The organism is Saccharopolyspora sp. NPDC000359, from assembly GCF_040300525.1.
Lineage (GTDB): Bacteria > Actinomycetota > Actinomycetes > Mycobacteriales > Pseudonocardiaceae > Saccharopolyspora.
Window position 1 is genome coordinate 1 of sequence record NZ_JBEPDU010000049.1, and the last position, 22,486, is coordinate 22,486.

The 22,486-nt window shown below is 72.0% G+C and carries 18 protein-coding genes and 2 pseudogenes; 11 read left to right on the forward strand and 9 right to left on the reverse strand.

The window, feature by feature from the left end:
- A partial coding sequence (locus ABT324_RS33430; protein ID WP_502949799.1) for a sigma-54-dependent transcriptional regulator family protein occupies positions 1-777 on the reverse strand: 777 nt, incomplete at its 3' end.
- Positions 775-1,323, reverse strand: a pseudogene (locus ABT324_RS33435) (sigma-54-dependent Fis family transcriptional regulator); the annotation flags it as partial. The pseudogene ABT324_RS33435 and the gene ABT324_RS33430, both read right to left, overlap by 3 nt.
- A 286-nt stretch (positions 1,324-1,609) precedes the next feature.
- On the opposite strand from ABT324_RS33435, the gene ABT324_RS26400 reads away from it, so the two are divergent.
- From ABT324_RS26400 to ABT324_RS26420, 5 genes are all read left to right on the forward strand, one after another.
- Positions 1,610-3,241 carry an amidohydrolase gene (locus ABT324_RS26400; RefSeq protein ID WP_351182893.1) on the forward strand — a complete coding sequence of 544 codons (1,632 nt, stop codon included), beginning with the start codon at positions 1,610-1,612 and terminating at the stop codon, positions 3,239-3,241.
- A gap of 5 nt (positions 3,242-3,246) precedes the next feature.
- Positions 3,247-4,701, forward strand: coding sequence for an MFS transporter (locus tag ABT324_RS26405; RefSeq protein WP_351182895.1), 1,455 nt, complete (start codon positions 3,247-3,249; stop codon positions 4,699-4,701).
- Positions 4,702-4,808: 107 nt separating this feature from the next.
- Complete coding sequence (locus ABT324_RS26410) at positions 4,809-6,176, forward strand: MFS transporter (protein ID WP_351182897.1); 1,368 nt, start codon at positions 4,809-4,811, stop codon at positions 6,174-6,176.
- Positions 6,143-6,664, forward strand: a complete 522-nt coding sequence (locus ABT324_RS26415; RefSeq protein WP_351182899.1) for a pyridoxamine 5'-phosphate oxidase family protein — start codon at positions 6,143-6,145, stop codon at positions 6,662-6,664. Before ABT324_RS26410 ends, ABT324_RS26415 begins: the two co-directional genes overlap by 34 nt.
- Before the next feature lie 336 nt (positions 6,665-7,000).
- Positions 7,001-8,044: a polyprenyl synthetase family protein gene (locus ABT324_RS26420; RefSeq protein WP_351182901.1), complete on the forward strand. Its 1,044-nt coding sequence runs from the start codon at positions 7,001-7,003 to the stop codon at positions 8,042-8,044.
- Positions 8,045-8,178: 134 nt separating this feature from the next.
- Here the strand turns inward: ABT324_RS26420 and ABT324_RS26425 are convergent, their stop codons facing one another.
- From ABT324_RS26425 to ABT324_RS26445, 5 genes are all read right to left on the reverse strand, one after another.
- Positions 8,179-8,628, reverse strand: a complete 450-nt coding sequence (locus ABT324_RS26425) for a VOC family protein (RefSeq protein ID WP_351182903.1) — start codon at positions 8,626-8,628, stop codon at positions 8,179-8,181.
- 26 nt (positions 8,629-8,654) lie between these two features.
- Entirely contained in the window at positions 8,655-9,599 is a 945-nt protein-coding gene (locus ABT324_RS26430) for a DUF5996 family protein (RefSeq protein WP_351182905.1), read from the reverse strand.
- A gap of 104 nt (positions 9,600-9,703) precedes the next feature.
- The gene (locus tag ABT324_RS26435) at positions 9,704-10,849 is read right to left on the reverse strand and encodes a glycoside hydrolase family 183 protein (RefSeq protein ID WP_351182907.1); all 1,146 of its coding nucleotides are present in this window, start codon (positions 10,847-10,849) and stop codon (positions 9,704-9,706) included.
- A gap of 92 nt (positions 10,850-10,941) precedes the next feature.
- Entirely contained in the window at positions 10,942-11,781 is an 840-nt protein-coding gene (gene fdhD / locus ABT324_RS26440) for a formate dehydrogenase accessory sulfurtransferase FdhD (RefSeq protein ID WP_351182909.1), read from the reverse strand.
- A gap of 11 nt (positions 11,782-11,792) precedes the next feature.
- A complete protein-coding gene (locus ABT324_RS26445) occupies positions 11,793-14,081 on the reverse strand; it encodes an FdhF/YdeP family oxidoreductase (RefSeq protein WP_351182911.1) in 2,289 nt (762 codons plus the stop codon).
- A 700-nt stretch (positions 14,082-14,781) separates the two neighbouring features.
- Here ABT324_RS26445 and ABT324_RS26450 point away from each other — a divergent pair.
- The 3 genes from ABT324_RS26450 to ABT324_RS26460 all read left to right on the forward strand — a co-directional run bounded on the left by ABT324_RS26450 (position 14,782) and on the right by ABT324_RS26460 (position 17,915).
- Positions 14,782-16,017, forward strand: a complete 1,236-nt coding sequence (locus ABT324_RS26450) for a molybdopterin molybdotransferase MoeA (RefSeq protein WP_351182913.1) — start codon at positions 14,782-14,784, stop codon at positions 16,015-16,017.
- A gap of 278 nt (positions 16,018-16,295) precedes the next feature.
- On the forward strand, positions 16,296-16,862 hold the full coding sequence (locus ABT324_RS26455; protein WP_351182915.1) for a DUF488 domain-containing protein: 567 nt from the start codon (positions 16,296-16,298) through the stop codon (positions 16,860-16,862).
- A 126-nt stretch (positions 16,863-16,988) separates the two neighbouring features.
- Positions 16,989-17,915, forward strand: a complete 927-nt coding sequence (locus ABT324_RS26460; protein WP_351182917.1) for a LysR family transcriptional regulator — start codon at positions 16,989-16,991, stop codon at positions 17,913-17,915.
- A gap of 50 nt (positions 17,916-17,965) precedes the next feature.
- Here ABT324_RS26460 and ABT324_RS26465 read toward each other — a convergent pair whose 3' ends face one another.
- Positions 17,966-19,081, reverse strand: a complete 1,116-nt coding sequence (locus tag ABT324_RS26465) for an NADH:flavin oxidoreductase (protein ID WP_351182919.1) — start codon at positions 19,079-19,081, stop codon at positions 17,966-17,968.
- Positions 19,082-19,561: 480 nt separating this feature from the next.
- Between ABT324_RS26465 and ABT324_RS26470 the strand changes: the two genes are divergently transcribed.
- The 3 genes and pseudogenes from ABT324_RS26470 (at position 19,562) to ABT324_RS26480 (ending at position 21,356) form a co-directional block, all read left to right on the forward strand.
- Positions 19,562-20,017 carry an RrF2 family transcriptional regulator gene (locus tag ABT324_RS26470; protein ID WP_351182921.1) on the forward strand — a complete coding sequence of 152 codons (456 nt, stop codon included), beginning with the start codon at positions 19,562-19,564 and terminating at the stop codon, positions 20,015-20,017.
- A 244-nt stretch (positions 20,018-20,261) separates the two neighbouring features.
- Positions 20,262-21,189 (forward strand): annotated as a pseudogene (locus tag ABT324_RS26475) (MFS transporter).
- Positions 21,183-21,356 carry a winged helix-turn-helix transcriptional regulator gene (locus ABT324_RS26480; RefSeq protein ID WP_351182923.1) on the forward strand — a complete coding sequence of 58 codons (174 nt, stop codon included), beginning with the start codon at positions 21,183-21,185 and terminating at the stop codon, positions 21,354-21,356. The pseudogene ABT324_RS26475 and the gene ABT324_RS26480 overlap by 7 nt, the downstream one beginning before the upstream one ends.
- Before the next feature lie 18 nt (positions 21,357-21,374).
- On the opposite strand, the gene ABT324_RS26485 is transcribed toward ABT324_RS26480, so the two are convergent.
- Positions 21,375-22,481: an inositol-3-phosphate synthase gene (locus tag ABT324_RS26485; RefSeq protein WP_351182925.1), complete on the reverse strand. Its 1,107-nt coding sequence runs from the start codon at positions 22,479-22,481 to the stop codon at positions 21,375-21,377.
- Positions 22,482-22,486 lie beyond the last annotated feature (5 nt).

The window sequence follows — 22,486 nt, forward strand, 5'->3', positions numbered from 1 at the left end:
GCCGACGAGTTCGCCGGGCTGGCTCGCGCGATGCTCGTCGGCCCGGTTGCGCAGCGGCGGCAGGTCCACCCGGGCCGGGCAGAGCGCGGCCGCGCTGCGCACCCCGTCGGGCAGGTCGGCCTGCGGAGCGGAGGTGAGCACCACCCGGGGCTGCTCGGCGAGCCTGCGGGCCAGCCGGGCGCACAACGCGTCGGGCAGCAGCTCGATGCGCTCGACGACCAGCGCGTCGGCCGTCGCCGAGTCCAACCGCTCGGCCCACTCCCGCTCGCCCAGCACGACCAGGTCCGCTGCGTCGAGGACCGCCGCGCGACTGCCCACGACCAGGTGAGCGGCGCGGGTGCGCCCCGACCCTGGTTCACCGGCGATGAGCACCGGTTCGCCGCTGCCGCGCAGCTCCGCCAGCCGGCTGTCCGGAGTGGACCAGCGCGACCCGGTGGTGCCGCCGCGCGGAACCCGGGTGCGGGGCGTCAGCTCGACGAGCACGCCGTCCGGTGCGCTGCCAACCCTCAGCGCGCGCAGGCGGACTGGTGCGCCCGACCCCAGCACCAGGTCGCGCGCGAGTTCGCCGGACGCGGGTGCGGCCTCGGCGATGTCGCGCAGCACCGCGTGGTCCGAGGGCTCCAGCAGGTCCAGGGCCGCACGGTTGCTCAGCACGACCTCGCCGCCGAAGGCGACCACCGCCCGGCACCGCCGCTGGGTGGCGTGCTGGAAGGCCTGCAGCAGCCGCTTCTCGGACTGCCGCGCCCCCGCCCACAGGCGTTGTTCGATGTCCTCCACGGCGCGTTGCAGCAGCGGCGCGAACAGTGGGTTCGCCTCGGGGCCCACCCCGGTGATGTCCAGGACGCCCTCGATCCGCCGGGTCACCGGGTTGCGGATCGGGTGGCCGTAGCAGCTGAACGCCTTCAACGCCTCGATGAAGTGCTCCCGCCCGTGCACGGTGACACCGCGCATGACCTCCAGTGGCGTGCCCAGCGCGTTGGTGCCCGCGACCTCCTCGCTGAACTGCGCGCCCGGGACCGCGCTGACCTGGTCCAGTGCCCGCTCGGTGCGCAGGTCGGTGAACCGGCGGTCGACGATCCGGCAGGAGCTGTCGGCCAGCGCGACGCAGAAGGTGGTGCCGCTCAACCGCACCGCGAGCTCGTCCAGGACCGGGGTGGCCGCCACCCGCAGCCTGCTGCGGGGATCGAACTCGGCGACGTCCAACCGGTCCAGCGCCGACTCCGGCCGCAGCCCGCTCAGGGAGGCGCGCCGCCAGGACGACGCGATCTCGGCGCGCACCGCGCGACTGGCCTGGGCAGCGCTCGCGTTCACCCTGTCCTCCCGGCTGTGCGCGGGGGTGGGACGGGCCCACCCGTGTTGGCGGAAGTTGACGACGGATTATCTGCGGTCCCGTCACCTGGATCAAGCCCCTGCGCCCGTTCGCCCGGCGGCAGGTGCTCCGACCTGCGGTGGCGCGCCCGCCGAAGGGGTGTGGGACGAGGGCGGATCGCCAGCCCGCGCCTGTTTCCGGTCCTCTGTGGTCACTCGCCGCCATCGTGATCCGCGTGCGTGCGGCCGGGTTGGTGCGCAGGATCGGTGGGCTGGCGTTTCCAAGCGGGAGAGGTGGCCGATGTCCGAAGCAGAACTGGTCCTGGTCGGCGGCAACGTGCTCACCATGACCACCGACCAGCCACGCGCGAGCGCGCTGGCGGTCTCCGGCGGCCGGATCACCGCGGTCGGCTCGGACGAGGAGGTCCAGCGCTGGAGCGGTCCGGGCACCCAGCTGGTCCAGCTCGCTGGCCGGACCGTGCTGCCGGGCTTCGTCGAGGCGCACGGGCACCCCACGCTGGAGATGGTGATCGCCGGTCCGGACGTGCTGGACATCCGCCCGGTCACCTGCGCCACCGCCGAGGAGGTGCTGTCCTGGCTGCGCGCAGCGGTGGCCGCCGCCGATCCCGGCTGCTGGTTGGGCGCCTTCGGCTGGGATCCGCTGCTGCAGGAGGGCCTGCCGGCGATCAGCCGGGCCCTCCTGGACGAGCTCAGCCCGGACCACCCGCTGTCGGTGATGCACAACAGCGGGCACAGCGCCTGGGGCAACACCCTGGCGGTCCAGCGCGCCGGCATCACCCGGGACACCCCCGACCCGGTCGGGTCCCGGTTCGAGCGCGACGAGGCGGGAGAACCCACCGGCGCGGCCTTCGAGGCGCCCGCGACCGCGCTGGTGCTGGGCGGCGCGATCCGCCCGCCGGACGCGGACAACTTCGCCACCCTGATGCGCCACGAGCACAACCGGCTCGCGCGGGCGGGCATCACCACCGTCGCCGACCTGGGGTTCCGCCGCGACGCCCGCGAGCGCGCGCAGGACTTCTGCCGCTCGGCGCAGGCGAAGGTGCGGATGCGGGTCTATGAGGTGAGCGTGCCCGAGAAGCGCACCGACGTCGTGCCCGGCCAGGACCGCGACGACCCGATGTTCCAGCAGGTCGGGATCAAGATCTGGGCCGACGGGTCGCCGTGGGTCGGCAACATCGCCACCAGCTTCCCGTACCTGGACACCCCGCAGACCCGCGCGATGGGGCTGCCGCCCGGGCACTGCGGTGGCACCAACTACACCCGGCAGCAGCTCACCGAGGTCGTCGGGGCCTACTTCCCGCCCGGCTGGCAGATCGCCTGCCACGTGCACGGCGACGAGGCCGTCGAGATGGTGCTGGACGTGTTCGAGGAGGCACTCGCCGCGCACCCGGAGCGGGCGGACGCGCGGTTGCGGCTGGAGCACTGCGGCGCCATGACCCCCGAGCAGTACCGGCGCGCGGCGCGGCTGGGCGTCACCTGCAGCCTCTTCGTGGACCACCTGTACTACTGGGGCGACGTGCTGGTCGACGGCCTGTTCGGGGCCCGCGCCGAGTCGTGGACCTGCGCGGGGGCCGCGTTGCGGGCCGGGGTGCCGATCTCGTTCCACAACGACTCGCCCGTCACGCCGCCGGAACCGCTGCGCAACATCCAGGTCGCCGTCACCCGCGCCAGCCGCAGCGGCCGGGTCATCGGGCCGGAGCACCGGGTCACCGTCGAGCAGGCGCTGCGGGCCGAGACGATCGACGCCGCCTGGCAGCTCTTCGCCGACCACGAGGTGGGATCGCTGGCGGTCGGCAAGCGCGCGGACCTGGTCGTCCTGGACGCCGACCCGCACGCGGTGCCGCCGGGCGAGATCGGTGACATCCCGGTCCACTCGACCTACCTCGACGGTCGCCGCACCTTCCCGGGGTGAGCAGGATGGACACGCCCGTCCCGCAGCGCTGGCCCGCGAAGGTGGCCCACAGCCGCCACCGGCGCGCGTACGCGCTGGTCGGGTTGTCGCTGCTGTCCGCGCTGCAGGTGCTCGACCCGACGCTGAACTCGCTGGCACTGCCCGAGGTGGCCGAGGAGCTCGGCATGGACCCCAGCGTGCGGTCGTTCGCCTCCAGCGTCGGCACGCTGCTGCTCGCCGCGGCCATGCTGGGCATCGGGATCCTCGGCGACCTGCGCGGACGACGCCGCGTGCTGCTGGTCGGCACGCTCGGCATGGCCGTCGGCGGGGTGCTGTGCGCGACCGCCCCGGTGGCTGGCCTGTACGTGGTCGGCCGCGTGGTGATGGGGGTGAGCACAGCGGGGAGCTTCGGTATGAGCTTGGCGATCCTGCCGACGCTGTTCCGGCCCGAGGAGCTGCCGCGCGTGTTCGGCGCCTGGCTGGGAGTGCAGTCGGCGATCAGCGTGCTCGGCACGCTCGGCAGCGGTGCCCTGCAGGCCTCGCTGGGCTGGCGCGCCACCTGCCTGATCATCCCGGTGCTGGCCGTGGCGTTCACCGCGTTCGGCGCGCTGGCGGTGCCGGACAGCCGGGCGGCGCACCCGCGGCGCTTCGACGCGGTCGGCGTCGTGCTCGCCGCCGTGGCGCTGATCTGCCTGATGGGTGGGTTCACCCTGGCGGGCGAGCTCGGCTGGGGCAGTCCGGTGGTGCTGGGCGGTCTCCTGCTGGCAGTGGTGCTGCTGGCCCTGTTCGCGTTCTGGGAGGCGCGCAGCACCCGACCTGGGTTCCCGATCCGGCTGTTCGCGGTGCCCGCCTTCACCGCCGCCTGCGTGGTGGGGATCGTGTTCAACTTCGCCAACGGCGTGATCGCGATGCAGTTGCCGACCGTGCTCGAGAGCGTGCTGGGCCGCAGCGCGTTCGTCGCCTCGATCGCGCTGACCACCATGTCGGTGGGGATGCTGTTCGGCACCCTCGCGGCGGGCGAGGCGCAGAAGCGCCTGCGCCTGAGCGCCCGCACCATCTTCACCAGCGGCCTGCTCACGATCGCGTTGGGCATCCTGCTGCTCGGCCTGGTGCGCACGACCACTGGTTCCTGGTACTTCGCCGCCTGCGCGTTCGTCGTGGGCTTCGGGATCATGTGGGCGCAGAACGCCGAGTCGGCGGTGATCATGTCCGCGGCGCCCAAGGAGATGGTGGGTTCGGTCGGCGCGGTCAAACCGGCGGTCGGCCAGTTCGGTATGGGGCTCGGACTCGGCGTCGTGGTGCCGATCATCGTGGGTGTGCTGCGCTCGTCGGGGGCCACCGGGCGCGAGGCCGTCATCGCGGGGTTCACCGAGGTGATGCTCTGGATCGCGGGCTTCGTGGTGCTATGCGCGATCGGCGTGCACCTGCTCATGGTCAAGCAGGGGCGGCTGCAGAGCTTCGAAGCACCGCCGACCGGCTGACCGGGCGCGGGTCTGTTCGGTGCCAGGCTGGTTTCCGGGTCTTGACCGGGGGTGACCGGGTGCGTAGCTTGCTAGCGAGCAAGCGCTTGGTTTGCTGGGAGGTGTCGATGGCCGGGCCCGAACCGACTGCTCCCGGGGCTGATCGCGCTCGGCAGGTGCGGCGGGTGGCGGTCTCCGGCCTGCTCGGCACCGTCATCGAGTACTACGACTTTCTGCTCTACAGCACGATGGCCGCGCTGGTCTTCGGCACGCTGTACTTCCCGGCGTCGAACCCGGCGGCGTCGACGATCGCGGCCTTCGGCACCCTCGCGGCCGGGTACGTCGCCCGACCGCTCGGCGGCCTGCTGTTCGGGCACTTCGGTGACCGGTTGGGGCGCAAGTCGGCCCTGGTGACGAGCATGGTGCTGATGGGCGTGGCGAGCGCGCTCATCGGCGTCCTGCCCACCTACACGACCCTCGGGCTGGCAGCGCCGGTCCTGCTCGTGCTGCTGCGCGTCGTGCAGGGCATCGCGGTCGGCGGTGAGTACGGCGGGGCCGCGCTGATGGTCATCGAGCACGCCGACCCGCAGCGGCGCGGCGCCTGGGTGGGCATCATGCAGATGGGCTCCCCGCTCGGGTCCCTGTTGTCCAACGGCGCGGTGGCGCTGGTGACCCTGCTGCCGAGGGAACAGTTCCTGGCCTGGGGGTGGCGGATCCCGTTCCTGGCCAGCGCGGCGCTGCTCGTCCTCGGGCTCTACGTCCGGCTCAGCGTGGTGGAGAGCCCGCTGTTCCAGGAAGCCGTCGCGGCGGGGAAGGTCCGCGCGCGGCAGCCGATGCCGCTGGTGCGGGTGCTCAAGAAGCCCCGCGCGGTGCTGCTGGCCTGCGCGGCCGGCATCGGCCCGTTCGCGCTGACCGCCCTGGTCGGATCGCACAGCGTGGCCCACGCCTCCGGGCTCGGCTACGCCCTGCCGGACATCATGCGGGCCCACCTGCTGATCAGCCTCACCGGCCTGGTCGGCATCCCGCTGTTCTCGGCGCTGTCCGACCGCGTGGGGCGGCGTCGGGTGCTGCTGGCCGGGGCGGTCGGCGCGGCCGCCTTCGCCTTCCCGATGTACGCGCTGGTCGGGACCGGTTCGGTGGCGGCGATGACCGCCGCGCTGATGATCGCGCAGGTCTTCCAGAACCTGATGTACGCCCCGCTGGCCCCGATGCTGTCCGAGATGTTCGGCACCGGCGTCCGCTACACCGGGGTGTCCCTCGGCTACCAGGTGGCAAGCTTGCTCGGTGCCGGGTTCACCCCGATGGTCGCCGCCACGCTGGTGGCCACCACCGGCGGGTCCAGCCTGCCACTGAGCTGGATCATCGTGGTCGCGGTCGCGATCAGCACCACCGCCGTGCTGCTGATCGCCGAGACCCGCGGCCGCGACCTCCGGGACGAACCCGCCGAGCAGGGAGGAGAGCTGTGGGACGCAACCAGCGGTCCGAAGTCCAGATGACGCCGGAGGAGATCGCGGCCTTCGTGTCCGGCCAGCGCACGGCCACGCTGATCACGCTCGGCCGGAGCGGGCACCCGCACGCGGTCGCGATGTGGTTCGCGGTCATCGACGGGGCCCTGTGGTTCGAGACCAAGGCCAAGGCGCAGAAGGCGGTCAACCTCAGCCGCGACCCGAGGGCCACGGTGCTCATCGAGGACGGCCTGACCTACGACGCGCTGCGTGGCGTCTCGATGGAAGGGCGGGCCGAGCTCGTCGACGACGCCGAAGCGCTGTGGAACGTCGGGGTGAACATGTGGGAGCGCTACCACGGGCCGTACAGCGACGAGGTGGAGCCGCTGGTAAAGACGATGCTCCACAAGCGAGTCGCGGTGCGGCTGCACGTCGACCGCACCAGGTCCTGGGACCACCGCAAGCTCGGGCTGCCCCCGATGCCCCTCGGCGGCACGACGGCCCCTTCCCACCACGACGGCCCTGCGGCGTCGCGCTGACCTGGATCAGTTGTCGGCACCGGGTGCGACGCAGCAGGGCGCCGCTGGCCGCGGGTGGTGTTCGGCGGGTCCCTCGCCTGGGAGTCGTGCCTGGCGGTCGTGGGTCCGCAGTGGACCGGCAGCCGGGCGGCGCGGCGAGGCTAGGCGATGGGCGGTCGCCGTGCAGGCGAATCGTCGTGATGGGTGCCTTTCTGGCCGAAAGTACGAGGCGGTCTGCGTCGACCTCGGCCGATCGGTTGATCTTCGTTGGCAGTTCGGCCGATACGAGCGGGCCCGCCGGTGCATAGCGTTGGTCTGGTCGGGGGGGGGACGAGACCAGGATTGAGGCGGATCACGATGACGTCACCGGCGACTGCGCGCGCTGATCACGGCCTGGGGATCGACGCGATCCGGCGTGCTCGCGAACTCACCGAACCGGTGCTGCGCGAGCTCGTCGACCGGCTGGGCCCGTCGCTGGGCGGAATCGGCAGGTACCACTTCGGGTGGTGGGCCGGGGACTCCGGCGCGGCGGGCAAGGCCATCCGCCCGACCCTGGCCGTGCTCGCGGCGGAGGCGGTGGGGGCCGAGGCGGCGGACGCGGTGTCCGCGGCCGCGGCCGTCGAGCTCGTGCACAACTTCAGCCTGATCCACGACGACATCATCGACAACGACGAGCTGCGGCGGGGGCAGCCGACGGTGTGGAAGGAGTACGGGGTCCCGGCGGCCATCCTGATCGGTGACGCGCTGCACTCCGAGGCGTTCGGGGCCCTGCTGGGCAGCGGCCACCCCAGCGCGCCCGCGGTGGCGGTGCGGCTGTCCGCCGCCATGCGGGAGGTGGTCGTGGGCCAGGTCGACGACATCCGGTTCACCACGCGGCCGTGGACGGGGGAGCATGCGGTCGCCGTCGCCGAGTACCAGGCGATGGCGGAGGCCAAGACCGGCGCGCTGCTGGCCTTCGCCGCGGCGGGCGGGGCACTGCTGGGCGGTGCCGACGCGGCGGTCGCGGACTGCTTCGACCGCCTCGGACGCCACCTGGGCCTGGCGTTCCAGTGCACCGATGACGTGCTCGGCATCTGGGGCGACCCGGTGCGCACCGGAAAGCCGGTGTTCGGGGACCTGCGCGAGGGCAAGCGCACCCTGCCCGTTATCGCCGCGCTGGCCGCCGGGGGCTCCGCGAGCGAGCGGCTGGGGGTGCTCGTCGAGCGCGGTGTCCGCACCGACTTCGAGTTGCGGTTGGCGGCGGAGCTCGTCGAGGAGGCCGGTGGTCGCGAGTTCGCCGAGCAGGAAGCGGCCCGACACCTGGCCGAGGTCGACGGCTGCCTGGACTCGCTGTCGATGCCCGCCGGGACCCGCGCGACCTTCGACGCCCTGGCCCAGTCGCTGATCGGGAGGAGCAGATGAGAGCGTGATCACCACCGCCCGCCTGACGGCGTGGATCGCGGAGCCTGGTCGATGCCTGGGGAACGAGTCGATCCGCAGGGGGTGGGCGACCCGCCGCTGCGCTGGCTGCCGACCAGGGCCAGGGGGAGCCGCGGTCACGTGCCAGCCGGTGGATCGGCGAAGATGCCTTCCAGCATGCCGGTGGCCTGCCCGACCTCGATCAGGTAGCCGTCCGGGTCGCGCAGGTAGCAGCGGATCTCGGCCTTGCGGTCGATTGGTTCGGTGAGGAACTCGGCGCCCTTGCCGCGCGCCTCGGCGTAGAAGGTGGCGATGTCGGCGACCCGCACGTTGAGGAAGGCCGAGACCACGTCGGTGGTGCCCGGTGGCTCCAGCACCGTGCCGGGCTTGTCCGGGGTGGGGCCGCCACCGGGGTTCATGATGATCCAGCTGTTGGCGATCTTGACGATGCACGGGTTCTCCGCGAGCACCACCCGGCCGCCGAAGACCTCGGCGTAGAACTCCCGGGAGCGGGCCACATCGGACACGGTCAGGAAGTGGGTCAGCAGGAGCCCGGACTCGGGCGCCGGTAGGTCGTTGGAAGTCATCGTCGACGCCTCCTGCGGGTTCGCGGTCAGCCGGGTGGTTCTGTCCGGTCCGGGACCTCCAGGGCACGGCGGTCCCACCCGCCGGCTTCGGCGGCGGCCTCGTAGGTCGTCTGCAGGAACGCCAGCAGGGTCCCCTCCGGATCGTCGGAGGTGCGCACGGTGGCGTAGGGCAGCACGAACTCGCCGAGATCGGCGTCGTAGCCAGCGGCTTTTGGTAGCACGGGGTGCTCGGCGTAGCCGGGCGGTTCCGGGTAGGCGTAGGAGTAGAAGGTGCCCTCGCCGCTGGCCCCGGGCCAGAACCCGCAGCTGGACAGCTCGTGCGAGTAGGCCTCGACCATGACCCAGTCACCGCAGTTCGGCGCGCCCCCGGGGTGCGGCGGGGCGGTGCGCCCGGAGAACCGGGTGCAGGCCATGTCCATCGCGCCCCAGAAGAAGTGCACCGGGCTGACCTTGCCCACGAACCGGGACCGGAACTGGCTGAGCACCCGGTGCGTGGCCACCAGCTGCGCCCAGAACCGCTGGGCGTGGTCGGGGTCGTAGCTGCAGTGCTCGGTGTCCTCGGCGAACGGGATGGCGCGCTCGACCTCGACCGGGCGCGGGTCGAAGGTCACCTCGAGGTCGAGCTCGGCGAGCTTGGCCACCAGCTCGCGGTGGAACTCGGCCACCGACTTGGGTTCCAGCGCCACCCGCCGCTCACCACCGTCGCTGCAGCGCACCCGCAGCTGGTGGTCGACGAAGTCGAACTCGACGTCGAACAGCCGCCGGCCGTGCGGGATCGACGAGGTGGACAGGCCCCGCGGCGTCACGTACAGCACCACCTGCCACCAGTGCGGGGACATCGGGGCCTGGGCCAGCCGGATCTTGCCGACGACCTGGGTCCACATGTGCAGCGTGTCCCTGGTGCCGACCCAGTCGTCGACCGGGAGGCTCGGCCAGGCCTCGGTGAGACCGGACTCGGTTCGCCGGGTCATCGACGCCCCCCATCCCACCCGGTCGGAACAGTTCCCACGTGCCGCTGGGCTACCCAGGTCCGGGTGGTACCCATGCACGACCGACCAGGATGGACGAGCGCGACCTACCCGGTGAAGCGCCGAGCGACCTCCCGCACCGCGTGGAGGATGCCCGAGCCGCCACCGGCCTCGGCGGGCTCGCCGACCTCGGGCGTGGACCCGGGCCGGGGCGCGCTCCCGGCGAACTGCATGGCCCGGTACGGCCAGTTGCGCTCGGTGTTCCACTGGCTGACCACCAGGTGGAGGTCGTCCAGCGTCGAGCCGGGCACGATGTAGCCGCCGTAGAGCTGGGCGACCTGACCGCGGCCGTGGTCCTCGTGCTGCCACGACGTGCCCTGCAGCACGGTGCCGCGCGGGGCCTCGTACAGGTTCGCCGTGGGGCCGTCGAGGTCCAGCACGTCGATGCGGTAGTTGCCCGCGTCGAAGACGCACAGCAACCACCGGCCCTCGACCCGGCGCAGGCAGAGCTCCCCGAACGCGCCGGTGAGGGCGATGGTCGGCGGGTTGCCCCAGGCCCATGCCCCGTCGCGGAACCCCCACCCCTCCCACGCGTGCGGATCGCCGACCTGGTCGGCCGGAACCCGTTGCAGGACGAGCCCCTTGTCCCGCTGGAAACCGGTGGAGAAGGCGTAGACGTAGCCGTCGTCGCCCAACTCCCAGGTCAACATTTGGAACAGGCCGCCGTGGTGGTCACCGGGCCAGCTCGCCCCGGTGCGGTGCCAGGTCTCACCGTTGTCGGTGGAGCGGTGGACCTCCGTCCAGTGCACGTTGCCGAGCCCCTCGCAGACCATGACGTGCAGGTACATCTCGCTGCCGATGGTGATGACGTCGGTGGGGATCGTGGTGCTCACCCGCCGCCCGCGCACGATCGAGTCGTGCTCGTAGTCCAGCACCTGGTCGGCGTAGTGCGAGCGCGGCCCGGTGGACCCCGTCCACCGGATGCCGGTCCGGGCGGTCGTCGCGTCCCCGAAGAGCACCACGGGGGAGCGCCAGCCGGGGCCGCCCACGCCCGCCCGCTCGAAGGTGTCGCCGAACACCGACACGAGCCGCCCGTCCGGGGCGATCGTGGTCACCCCGAGGTCGGTACCACCAACACCGAAGCAGTCCGTGATCCCGGGCCCGGTCAGATCCTTCACCTTGCGCACCGGCAGCCACACCTTCCCCGCGCCGCGGCGTTCGCCGGCCGCAGCGCCGTCGACGACCGCGTCCACCAACCGATCCTAGGCGACGCGCGGACGAGTTCCGGCAACCCATTTCGACCTCGTCGGATACCGCGGCGGGCGGCGCGCGAAACCACCCGCGGCTAACTCGCGGCGAGTTCCGCTCGCACCCGGTCGGTTCCGGTGTAGACGTTCATGGACCGGCCGCGCAGGAAACCGATCAGCGTCAGGCCGGAGTCCGCGGCGAGGTCGACCGCGAGCGAGGACGGGGCCGACACCGCGGCCAGCACCGGGACGCCCGCCACCACCGCCTTCTGGACGAGCTCGAAGGAAGCCCGCCCACTGACCACCATGATGGTGTCCCGCAGCGGCAGCCGGTTGGCGCGCAAGGCGTCGCCGATGACCTTGTCCACCGCGTTGTGCCGCCCGACGTCCTCGCGCAGGCAGGTCAGCTCGCCGTCGGTGGTGAACAGCCCGGCGGCGTGCAGGCCGCCGGTGCTGTCGAACACCCGCTGGGCCTCCCGCAGCCGGTCGGGGAGGGCCGCCACGGTCTCGAGGTCGATGCCGGGCGAGTCATCGTCGAGGGGCCAGGTCGCCTTCGTGCGCACCGCATCCAGGCTGGCCTTGCCGCACAGGCCGCATGAGGACGTGGTGTAGAAGTTGCGCTCCAGCGAGGCCTCGGGCAGCGGCACACCAGGGGCCAGGGCGACGTCGACGACGTTGTAGGTGTTGCTGCCATCAGCGGTGGCACCCGCGCAGTAGCGGATCCCGACCACGTCCTCGGCAGCGCGCACGACGCCTTCGCCGACCAGGAACCCGGCCGCGAGGTCGAAGTCGTGGCCCGGGGTGCGCATGGTGATGGTCAGCGGGCGACCACCGACCCGGATCTCCAGCGGTTCCTCGACGGCGAGGGTGTCCGGGCGGTGCGACGGCACCCCGTCGCGGATGCGCAGCACCCGCCGCCGCGCGGTGACTCGTCCCATGGCTCGTCCTCTCAGGCGGTCGCTGGTTCCAACCGCACCACGATCCCCTTCGACGTGGGGGTGTTGCTGATGTCGGCCACGCTGTCCAGCGGTACCAGCACGTTGGTCTCCGGGTAGTAGGCGGCCGCCGAACCCCGCGCCGTCGGGTAGCTGACCAGCCGGAAGTTGCGCGCCCGGCGCTCCACCCCGTCGTGCCACACGCTCACCAGGTCCACCTCGGCGCGGTCGGCGAACCCGAGCTCGGCCAGGTCGTCGGGGTTGACCAGCACGATCCGGCGCGCGTTGCGGATCCCCCGGTACCGGTCGTTCGGGGCGTAGGGGATGGTGTTCCACTGGTCGTGCGAGCGCAGCGACTGCAGCACGAGGTGGCCCGGGGGCGCGGTGAGCATCTCGAAGTCGTTCCCGGTGAACATCGCCTTGCCGGTCGCGGTGCGGAAGACGCCGCTGTTCACCGGGTTCGGCAGCACGAAGCCGCCTGGTTCGGCCACCCGCGCGTTGAAGTCCTCGAAGCCCGGCACCACGCGCGAGATCCGGTCCCGGACGGTGCTGTAGTCCGCCTCGAACTCCTCCCACGGGATGGCGGGTTCGGTGCCCAAGGTCCGGCGCGCGAGGCGGCTGATGATGGCGACCTCGCTGAGCAGCGCGTCCGACGCGGGGTCCAGGCGGCCGCGGGAGGCGTGCACGGCGCTCATCGAGTCCTCGACGGTGATGAACTGCTCACCGGTGGCCTGGACGTCTCGGTCGCTGCGGCCGAGTGTCGGCAGGACCAGGGCGGTTTCACCGCAGACGGTGTGCGAGCGGTTGAGCTTGGTGGAGATGTGCGCGGTGAGCCGGCAGCGGCGCATCGCGCGCTCGGTGAGGTCGCTGTCCGGTGCGGCCCGCACGAAGTTCCCCGCCACGCCGAGGAAGAACTTCGCGCGGCCGTCGAGCATGGCGCGGATCGAGTCCACCGAGTCCCAGCCGTGCTTGCTCGGCGGGGTGAAGCCGAACTCGCGCTCCAGCGCGTCCAGGAAGGACTGCGGCACCCGCTCCCAGATGCCCATCGTGCGGTCGCCCTGCACGTTGCTGTGCCCGCGCACCGGGCAGGCGCCCGCGCCGGGCTTGCCGAAGTTCCCGCGCAGCAGCAGGAAGTTGATGACCTCGCGGATGGTGGGCACGCCGTGCTTCTGCTGCGTCAGGCCCATCGCCCAGCAGACGACGACGCTCCGGCTGGCCAGCACCCGGTCGCGGACCTGCTCGATCTCCTCGCGGGTCAACCCGGTGGCGGCGCGCACCTGGTCCCAGGACAGCTCGCGGGCGCGCTCTGCGAACTCGGCGAAACCGCTGGTGTTGGCCTGGATGTAGGAGTGGTCGAGCACGGTGCCGGGTGCGGCGTCCTCGGCCTCGAGCAGCAGCAGGTTCAGCGCCTTGAACAGCGCGAGGTCGCCGCCGGGGCGGATCTGCAGGAACTGGTCGGCGATGGCGGTGCCGCGGCCGAGCACGCCGCGGACCTTCTGCGGGTTCTTGAACCGCAGCAACCCGGCCTCCGGCAGCGGGTTCACGGCCACGACCTGGCCGCCGTTGCGCTTGGTCTGCTCCAGCGCGGACAGCATCCGGGGGTGGTTGGTGCCGGGGTTCTGCCCGACGACGAAGACCAGGTCGGCGCGGTGGAGGTCGTCGAGGCTCACCGTGCCCTTGCCGACCCCCAGTGCCTCCTGCATCGCCGAACCGCTGGACTCGTGGCACATGTTGCTGCAGTCGGGCAGGTTGTTGGTGCCGAAGGCCCGCGCGAACAGCTGCAGCAGGAAGGCGGCCTCGTTGTTGAGCCGACCCGAGGTGTAGAACAGCGCTTCGTCCGGCGAGTCCAGCGCCTGGAGCTCGGCGGCGAGCAGGTCGAGGGCCGCATCCCAGCTGATCGGCTCGTAGTGGTCCGAACCCGGGCGCTTGACCACCGGTTCGGTGAGCCGCCCCTGCTGGTTGAGCCACTGGTCGGACTTCCCGGCCAGCTCGGAGATGGGGTGCTCGCGGAAGAAGTCGGCGGTGACCCGGCGCGTGGTCGCCTCGTCGTTGATGTGCTTGGCGCCGTTCTCGCAGTACTCGTTGAGCGGCCGCTGGTCGGGCCCGGCCTCCGGCCAGGCGCACCCGGGGCAGTCGATCCCCTTTGCCTGGTTGACGTTCAGCAGCGTCAACATGGTCCGACGCGGTGAGGTCTGCTTCAGCGAGTACTCCAGCGCGTGGGCCACGGCGGGCACCCCAGCGGCCCAGGTCTTGGGCGCACTGACCGAGAGATCCTCCCCGCCGGAACCGTCGTTCTCGCTCATGCCGCGTCAGCCCTCCTCCACGCACCGGCCCCACGGTCGGCGACCACCGCTCCCACCCAAGACCCCGCGGCGAATCGAAGTCAAAGAACCACTCCCGATCACCCGATAACCACCACCTATCAACCCAAGCCCCAGACCCAGAACCCGTGGGGGGAGTGCCCCTCATCACAACCATGACCAGGCACTCCCGCCGACTCCCCGCGCGACTTCGGCCCACCGCATCGACCTCAGGCCCCACCGCGAAGAACTGCCTCACGCACGAAGGACTGCGCCGCGCGCTCACTTCCGGTATGCGGTCACGATCGTCCGGGGTGGTGACCAACGCGATTTCGATGGAATCGGCCGTCTGATCTCCAGGAAATCGCGTCGCACCACCGGCGTGTCGGGCGCCCGACACGCCGGAAATCCGCAGTTTCAATTGAAACTGCGGATCCTCTGGTGGCTCGCCCGAGCGGGCTCCGGTGAGATCACCTCATCGAGGTCGCGCCACCCCAGGCGACCGACCGTCACCTGGGGCCTGTGCGCCCGTCCACCAGCAGTGAAAGGGACCACCTATCGACCGGTAGGTACTACCGCTTGACCGGGCATCCGGGGTGGGGTGAACCTGAAACCCCGTCAGGCCATGCTCCCCCGATCCAGTGTGGACCGACCACACCGCACCGCCCGACACCCCGAACCGAAGCCCGGCCCGAGGAATCCGATGCACCTGGCAAGCGCCGCCACCGGCACCCCGACCGCGGTGGAACTCCCGCCGGTGCTGACTTGGGCGCAGGCTCGGGAAATCGCCCGGGCCGCGGCACCTCGCGCCCTGCCGCCGGTCCTGCGGGACATCCCCGACGCCCTCGGCCACGTCCTGGCTGAAACCCTGGCGGCCCGCACCGACCTCCCGGCCTTCGACACGTCCGCGATGGACGGTTGGGCGGTGGCGGGGCCCGGGCCGTGGGAGCTGCGCGAGGGCCGGGTGCTCGCGGGCAGCCAAGCCGAACCGCTCGCGCTGGGCAGTGCGCTGGGCATCGCCACCGGAGCTCAGCTCCCACCTGGGGCGACGGCCGTGCTGCGCCGGGAGCACGGTCACGTCGACGCCTCGGGCCGCATCCTGTTCGACCGCGCGCCGAACCGCTTGGCCCCGGGTCGGGACATCCGGCCGCGCGGCCAGGAATGCCGCGAAGGGCAACGCCTGGTCCCAGTCGGCACCGCGGCCACCCCTGCGGTGCTGGGCCTGGCCGCAGCAGCCGGGTACGACCGGCTCGCAGTGCACCGGCGTCCGGCGGTGGAGCTGCTGGTGCTCGGTGACGAGCTCCTCGACTCCGGGCCACCCCGCGGCGGCCGGGTGCGCGACGCCCTGACCCCGCTGCTGTCCCCGTGGCTACGGCGCCACGGGGAGCTGATCGGCAGCCGCCGCCTCGCCGACGACTTCGACCTGCTGCGCGCCGCGATCAGCGACTCCCCGGCCGACGTCGTGATCACGACGGGTGGCACCGCCGCCGGGCCGGCCGACTTCCTGCACCGGGTGCTGGCCGACCTCGATGCCCGGCTGCTGGTCGACTCGGTGGCAGTCCGCCCCGGCCACCCCGTGCTGCTCGCCGCACTCCCACCCGAGGGCGGCCGCCACCGTTGGCTCGTCGGGCTGCCGGGCAACCCGCTGGCGGCGGTCGCCGGAACCGCGACGCTGGTCGAGCCGCTGCTGAGCAGCCTCGACGGCAGCGGGCGAGGCGTGCCGCACCGGGTCACCGCTGCCGTTGACCTGCCAGGACATCCGCGCAGCACCAGGTTGCTGCCGGTCGCGCTCCGGGAGAACACCGCCACCGCGCTGCCCTTCGACGGTCCCGCGATGCTGCGTGGTCTGGCGCTCTCCGACGGCCTCGCCGTGGTCCCGCCTGGCGGAGCCCCCGCCGGTTCGACCGCCGAGTTCCTCGAAGCGCCGCGTTCCTGGTAGTCACTGCGCCAGCGGTTGGTCGCGCTGCCGGATCGCTACGTCCTGCGAGCGGGGGAGGGTTCCGCGCACGATGGGCCAGGGGCGCGGCCATCGAGGAGGAGCGGACATGACCGAGGACCACACCCGCAGTCGGTCGGAGGAGGCACGGGCGAGGTCGTCGCACGCTGGCTGTCGCGATGCACGAGCAGGGGAGCGGAATCGGGGGACGCCCGAGCGGTCCACGTCCCGGACGCGTGCGGTGACCTACTGGTCAAGGGGAGCGACTCGTGGAGTCCGAAGTGGATGGTGACGCGGGACCGTTGCGGGTGCTGACGTTCGGACATGGCACCGCCGACGCGGGCGGCGTGACCGAGCTGCTGCACGGCGCGGGCATCCGCCAGCTGGTCGACGTGCGCACCGCACCCGGCAGCCGGCGCAACCCCGACGCCGCCCGGGCGGCGATGTCGCGCTGGTTGCCCGAGGCTGGCATCGGCTACCGCTGGGAGTCGCGGCTCGGTGGCTGGCGCCGGGCGCACCCGGACGGCCCCGACACCGCGCTGCGCAACAAGTCGTTCCGCGGCTACGCCGAGCACATGCGCTCCGCCGAGTTCCGGGCCGCCGTCGACGACCTGCTCGCCGCCGCGGCCACCGAGCTGCACGCGGTGATGTGCGCCGAGTCGCTGTGGTGGCGCTGCCACCGCAAGCTGATCTCCGACCACCTGGTCCTGGTCCGCGGGGTGGAGGTCGGCCACCTGATGCACGACGGGAAGGTGCGGTCGCACCGCCCCAGCCCCGAAGCGCGCGTGGTCGCCGAGCGGGGCGTGCTCATCTACGACGCAGGCCAACCCCCGCTCGACGCCGACTGACCGGCGCGGTGCGACGCCGTTCCTGCAGGTCAACCGCTGGGTGTGGGCCGACTCGAACGGCGGGGCCCCGGTCATCAAGTCGAGCTCGAGGGCCAGACGGGCGGGCGCGGCGTGGTCGAATGGGGCATGCTCTTCCGCCAGCTCGAGTACTTCGTGGCACTCGCGCGCGAGCGCCACTTCGCCCGCGCGGCAGCCGCCTGCTACGTGTCCCAGCCAGCGCTGTCCGAAGCCATCCGCAAGCTCGAGCAGGAGCTGAAGGTGCCGCTGGTGCGGCGCGGGCGCAGCTTCGAGGGACTCACCCCGGAGGGCGAGCGGCTCGTGCTGTGGGCGCGGCGCATCCTGGCCGACCACGACGCCCTCAAGCAGGAGGTCACGGCCCTGCAGACCGGTCTCACCGGCGAGCTCCGGATGGGCGTGATCCCGGCCGCGGCGAGCACCGCCGCCCTGCTGACCGACCCGTTCTGCGCCGAACACCCGCTGGTGCGCGTGCAGCTGGAGACGAGCCTGCGGTCCTCGGAGGTCGTCGAGCGCATCCGCCGCTTCGAGTTGGACGCCGGGGTGATCTACCCGCACGGGCTGAACACCGCCGAGCTGGTGGTCACGCCGCTGTACGAGGAGCAGCACGTGCTCATCGCCAGCGGCGAGCTGCTCACCGGCCAGGCCGACACGATCAGCTGGTCGGATGTGCTGGGGCTGCCGATGTGCCTGCTCACCGAGGGGATGCGCGGGCGTCAGCTGATCGACGAGGCGCTGGCCACCCGCGGGCTGGCGGTGACCCCGCGCCTCGAGGCGGACTCCGTGGTGGCGCTGCTCGCGCACGTCGGCACCGGGCGGTGGGCGAGCATCGTGCCGCACACCTGGATCCGGACCCTGCGGGTTCCGGCCGGTGCCCGCGTGCTGAAGCTGCGCGATCCGTCGGTGACCGCCGAGATCGCGCTGGTCACCAGCGCGGTGGAGCCAGAGCCGGTGCTGGCCCGGGCCTTGGTGCAGGTCGCTCGGGCAGCCCGCGCGGCCGGTGGGCTCGACGTCAGCCCGACCGCCTCGACCAGCTAGGTGAGCCGCAGTGCACCGCACTGCGGCTCGACCTGGCTGGCTGGTCGCGGTCAGTGCAGGCGCTCGATGACCGCCTTGCTGAACGGGGTGAGCTCGGTGGCGCGGTCGGCGAGGACCTTCTCCACCCACTGCGGGTCGGCGAGCAGGGCTCGGCCGACCGCGACCAGGTCGAACTCGTCCTGCTCCAAGCGGTCGAGGAGCCGTTCGATGCTCTCCGCGGCCGCCTCCGCCCCCCGGAGCGAGTCGGGTTCGAAGATCTTGTTCAGGCCGACCGAGCCGACGGTGATGACCGGCTTGCCGGTGAGCTTCTTCGTCCAGCCGGCGAGGTTGAGCTCGGAGCCGGACTCGGGGAACTCCGGCGTCCAGTAGCGGCGGACGGAGGCGTGGAAGGCGTCGACCCCGGCATCGGCCAGCGGCGTCAGCACGGCCTCCAGCTCGCCCGGGTTCTCGGCCAGCCGGGCGTCGTAGTAGTGGCCCTTCCACTGGGAGAAGCGCAGCACCACCGGGAAGTCGGGGGCGACCCGCTCGCGGATGGCGCGCACGATGTCCGCGGCGAACTTGGTGCGGGCGGACGGGTCGCCGCCGTGGGCGTCTGTGCGCTTGTTGGTGCGCTCCCACAGGAACTGGTCGATGAGGTAACCGTGCGCGCCGTGCAGCTCGACGCCGTCGAAACCGATGCGCTCGGCCGCCTGCGCGGCGTCGGCGAAGGCGCGGACGACGTCGTCGATGTCGGCCAGCGTCATCGCCTGTCCCGCGGGGGTGCCGTCCAGCCCGAGCCCGGACGGGCCGACGCTGGGGGCGCCGGGGACCGGCGGGGCGCCCGCGGGGCGCTGGATGCCCACGTGCCAGAGCTGGGACATGATCTTGCCGCCGTTGGCGTGCACGGCCTCCACGACCCGGGCCCACCCGGCGAGCTGCTCCTCGCCGTGGAAGCGGGGGATGTCGTCGCTGAACCCGGCGGAGGGGTGGTCGACGGTGGTGCCCTCGGTGATGATCAGGCCGGTACCCGCTGCGGCGCGCCGCGCGTAGTACACGGCCACGTCGTCACCGGGGATGCCACCCGGGGAGAACTGGCGGGTCATGGGGGCCATCACGATCCGGTTCGGCAGCTTGGCCGATCCCAGCTCGAACGGGCGGGACAGTAGTTGAGCGGCGCGGGTGCTCACCGTGGCGGTCTCCTGTCAGACGGTGCCGGGAAGAAAATGTACAAGTCAAGAGTACAGTTTCTGTCGAGCTGGCGGAGCCCGGTGCCCCCGAACCCGACCAGGCCGCTTCGAGCAGCAGCCCGGCGAGCTCGGCGGGCATGGTGATCGTGCGGTCGTGGCCGCTCGGCAGCTCCGGCACTCGCTCACCTGCTCAGACCGGACGCCGGTCGATGCTCGCTGGCCGAGCTCCGACGCGGTGGATGCGCGCCACCAGGTCGTTCACCCGGTCCGGCTGCTGGAGGCCACACCTGCTGGCCGACAGCATCGAGCGCGACCAGGCGTGTCGCGCATCGACGCCGCCCGCGCGGCGTGCGACAACCGCGAGGTAACCGGGCTCTAATCAGCGCCCACCGGTTCCTGGTGCGTCGTTCCCCAACCGCCGGAGTCGCTACTGTGGGGAGGGTAGGATCATCGTCAGCCTGCGGCAGGGAGGTGGCGGCCGTGCTGGACATCCGGTTCTCCCGGGCGCTGAAGCTGATGCTGACCTTGGCGGTCGCCGAGGAGCACGACTCGCCTGCGTTGAGCTCGGCCCAGCTGGCCGGGAAGCTCGACGCCAACCCCAGCTTGGTCCGCAAGCTCCTGCTGCCGCTGGTCGACGCCGGGCTGGTCGTGTGCGCGAAGGGCCGGACCGGTGGGGCGAGGCTGGGACGCCCGGCGGAGCAGATCACCCTCGCGGAGGTCTACCGGTGCGCGGTCGGTGACAAGCCGCTGTGGGCCTGCTCGCCGCTCGGTGAACAGGTGTGCCTGGTGACCGAGCACGCCAGCGAGTACTTCGCGAAGCTCACCGCGGAGGCGGAGGAGGCGGTGCTCGCCTCCCTCGGGGACCGCACGCTCGCCGACAGCGTCCGCGAGCTCCGCACCCTGCGCGAGGAGCGCGGAACCGCTATTTCGCAGTGATGTCCTGGCGGTACTGGAGGTGCCTCCGCGCACCTGCGCGGTATACGCGATGTGCCTGTGGCACAGGAAATTCCGTACTTGTGCGGCTCCGGCGCGGCAGACGACGATCCCGGGGTGAACATCGAGAGCACGCCCCGCGCGGGGGGTTGGCGGTGGGCCCGGAACGGATGACGTCGGCACGGCGCGGCACAGGTGGTTGGTGCTCGCGGTCCTGAGCTCGACGCTGCTGCTGGTCGGCATGGACATGACGATCCTGCACGTCGCTGTTCCGACGCTGTCCCAGCACCTGCTGCCCAGCGCGTCGCAACTGCTGTGGGTGGTCGACAGCTACCCGCTGACCGTGGCGGCCCTGCTGGTCACCTGCGGGACGCTGAGCGACCGCATCGGCCGGAAGAAGGTGCTGCTCGGCGGCTTCGGTGTGTTCGGCGTGGCATCCTTGGGAGCGGCGTTGGCCGCCACGCCCACGGTGCTGATCTGCGCCCGGGTCGCGCTCGGGGTCGCCGCGGCGATGATCGCGGCCGCCACGGTGGCCACCATCCGCGTCGTCTTCCCCGATGCGCGGGAACGCGCGTTCGCCATCGGTGTGGTCGGCGTGCCACAGCGTGGGCACTGCCATCGGGCCGATCGCGGCCGGGCTGCTGCTGGAGCGCTTCTGGTGGGGGTCGGTGTTCCTGGTGAACGTGCCGGTGGTGGTCGCCGCGCTGGTCGTCGGCGCGGTCGTCGTCCCGGAATCCAGGGACGGGGCGCACCGCCGCTGGGACGCGCTCAGCGCTGCGCTGTCGATCTTCGGGCTCGGCGGCGTGGTGTACGCGCTGAAGCAGGTCGGCGAGCACGGTTCGATCTCCACACCGCACCTGCTCATCAGCGCGGTGGAGGTGGCACTGCTCGTCGCGTTCGTGCTTCGGCAGCGCCGGATCCGGGAACCCCTCCTGGAGCTGTCGTTGTTCGCCGACCGGAGGTTCTCCGTCGCCACGGGGGCGATACTGGCCAGCTTCGCGGCCTACATCGCGCTGATGTTCTTCAGCACGCAGCACTTCCAGCTCATCTCGGGCTACTCGCCACTGCTGGCCGGGGCGGCGCTGCTGCCGATGGCGGTCGCCAACGCCGTCGGCGCGATCTTCGCCCCGCACCTGCGGGCGGGGCTGACCAACCGGGCCGCCAGCGGATGCTGACCCGCCAGCTCCGCGAGCTCGAGGCCGACGGCATCGTGCTGTGCACGGTGCACCCGCAGGCCCCGCCGAAGGTCGAGTACAGCCTGACCGAGGTCGGCCGGAGCCTGGAGGACATCGTCCACCGCCTGTCGGAGTGGGGTGCCTGGTACCGCGACCAGCTGCGGTGACCGGCGGCCTCCGCGCGGTCAGGCGCCAGGTTCGCCGCGGATGAACCGCTCCACCGCTTCGCGCGCGGTCGCGTCGTCGTACTGCTCCGGTGGGGACTTCATGAAGTAGGCCGACACGGACCGGATGGGACCGCCGACCCCCCGGTCCAGCGCGATCTTCGCGGCCCGCACCGCGTCGATGATGACACCCGCCGAGTTGGGCGAGTCCCAGACCTCCAGCTTGTACTCCATGCTGAGCGGGACGTCGCCGAACGCCCTGCCCTCCAGCCGGACGTAGGCCCACTTGCGGTCGTCCAGCCACGACACGAAGTCGGACGGTCCGATGTGCACGTCGCGGTTGCTGAGCTCGCGGGCCAGCTGCGAGGTCACGGCCTGCGTCTTGGAGACCTTCTTCGACTCCAGGCGCTCGGCCTCCTTCATGTTCAGGAAGTCCATGTTTCCGCCGACGTTGAGCTGCAGGGTGCGGTCCAACCGCACCCCGCGGTCCTCGAAGAGCTTGGCCAGCACCCGATGCGTGATGGTGGCGCCGAGCTGGGACTTGATGTCGTCGCCGATGATCGGCAGGTTCCGCGCGGTGAACCTGGCCGCCCACTCCGGGTCCGATGCGATGAACACCGGCAGGGCGTTGACGAACGCCGTGCCCGCGTCGAGGGCTGCCTGCGCGTAGAACCGGGTGGCCTGCTCGGAGCCCACCGGGAGGTAGCAGACCAGCACGTCGACCTCGGCTTCGCGGAGCGCGGCGACCACGTCGACCGGCGGTTCGGCGGATTCCTCGATGGTCCGCCGGTAGAAGTGGCCGAGCCCGTCGAAGGTGTGGCCGCGGCGCACGGTGACGCCGAGCGGCGGCACTTCGGTGATCTTCACCGTGTTGTTCTCACTGGCCGCGATCGCCTCGCTCAGGTCGCGTCCGACCTTCTTGTCGTCCACGTCGAACGCGGCGACGAACTCCAGGTCTCGGACGTGGTACGGCCCGAAGCGCACGTGCATCAACCCCGGCACGCGGGAATCCGCGGCCGCGTCGCGGTAGTACTGCACGCCCTGCACCAGTGATGCGGCGCAGTTCCCGACTCCGACCACGGCCACCCGAACGCTGCGGTGGTCGTGTTCCCTGCTGGCAGCAGCCATGCGGT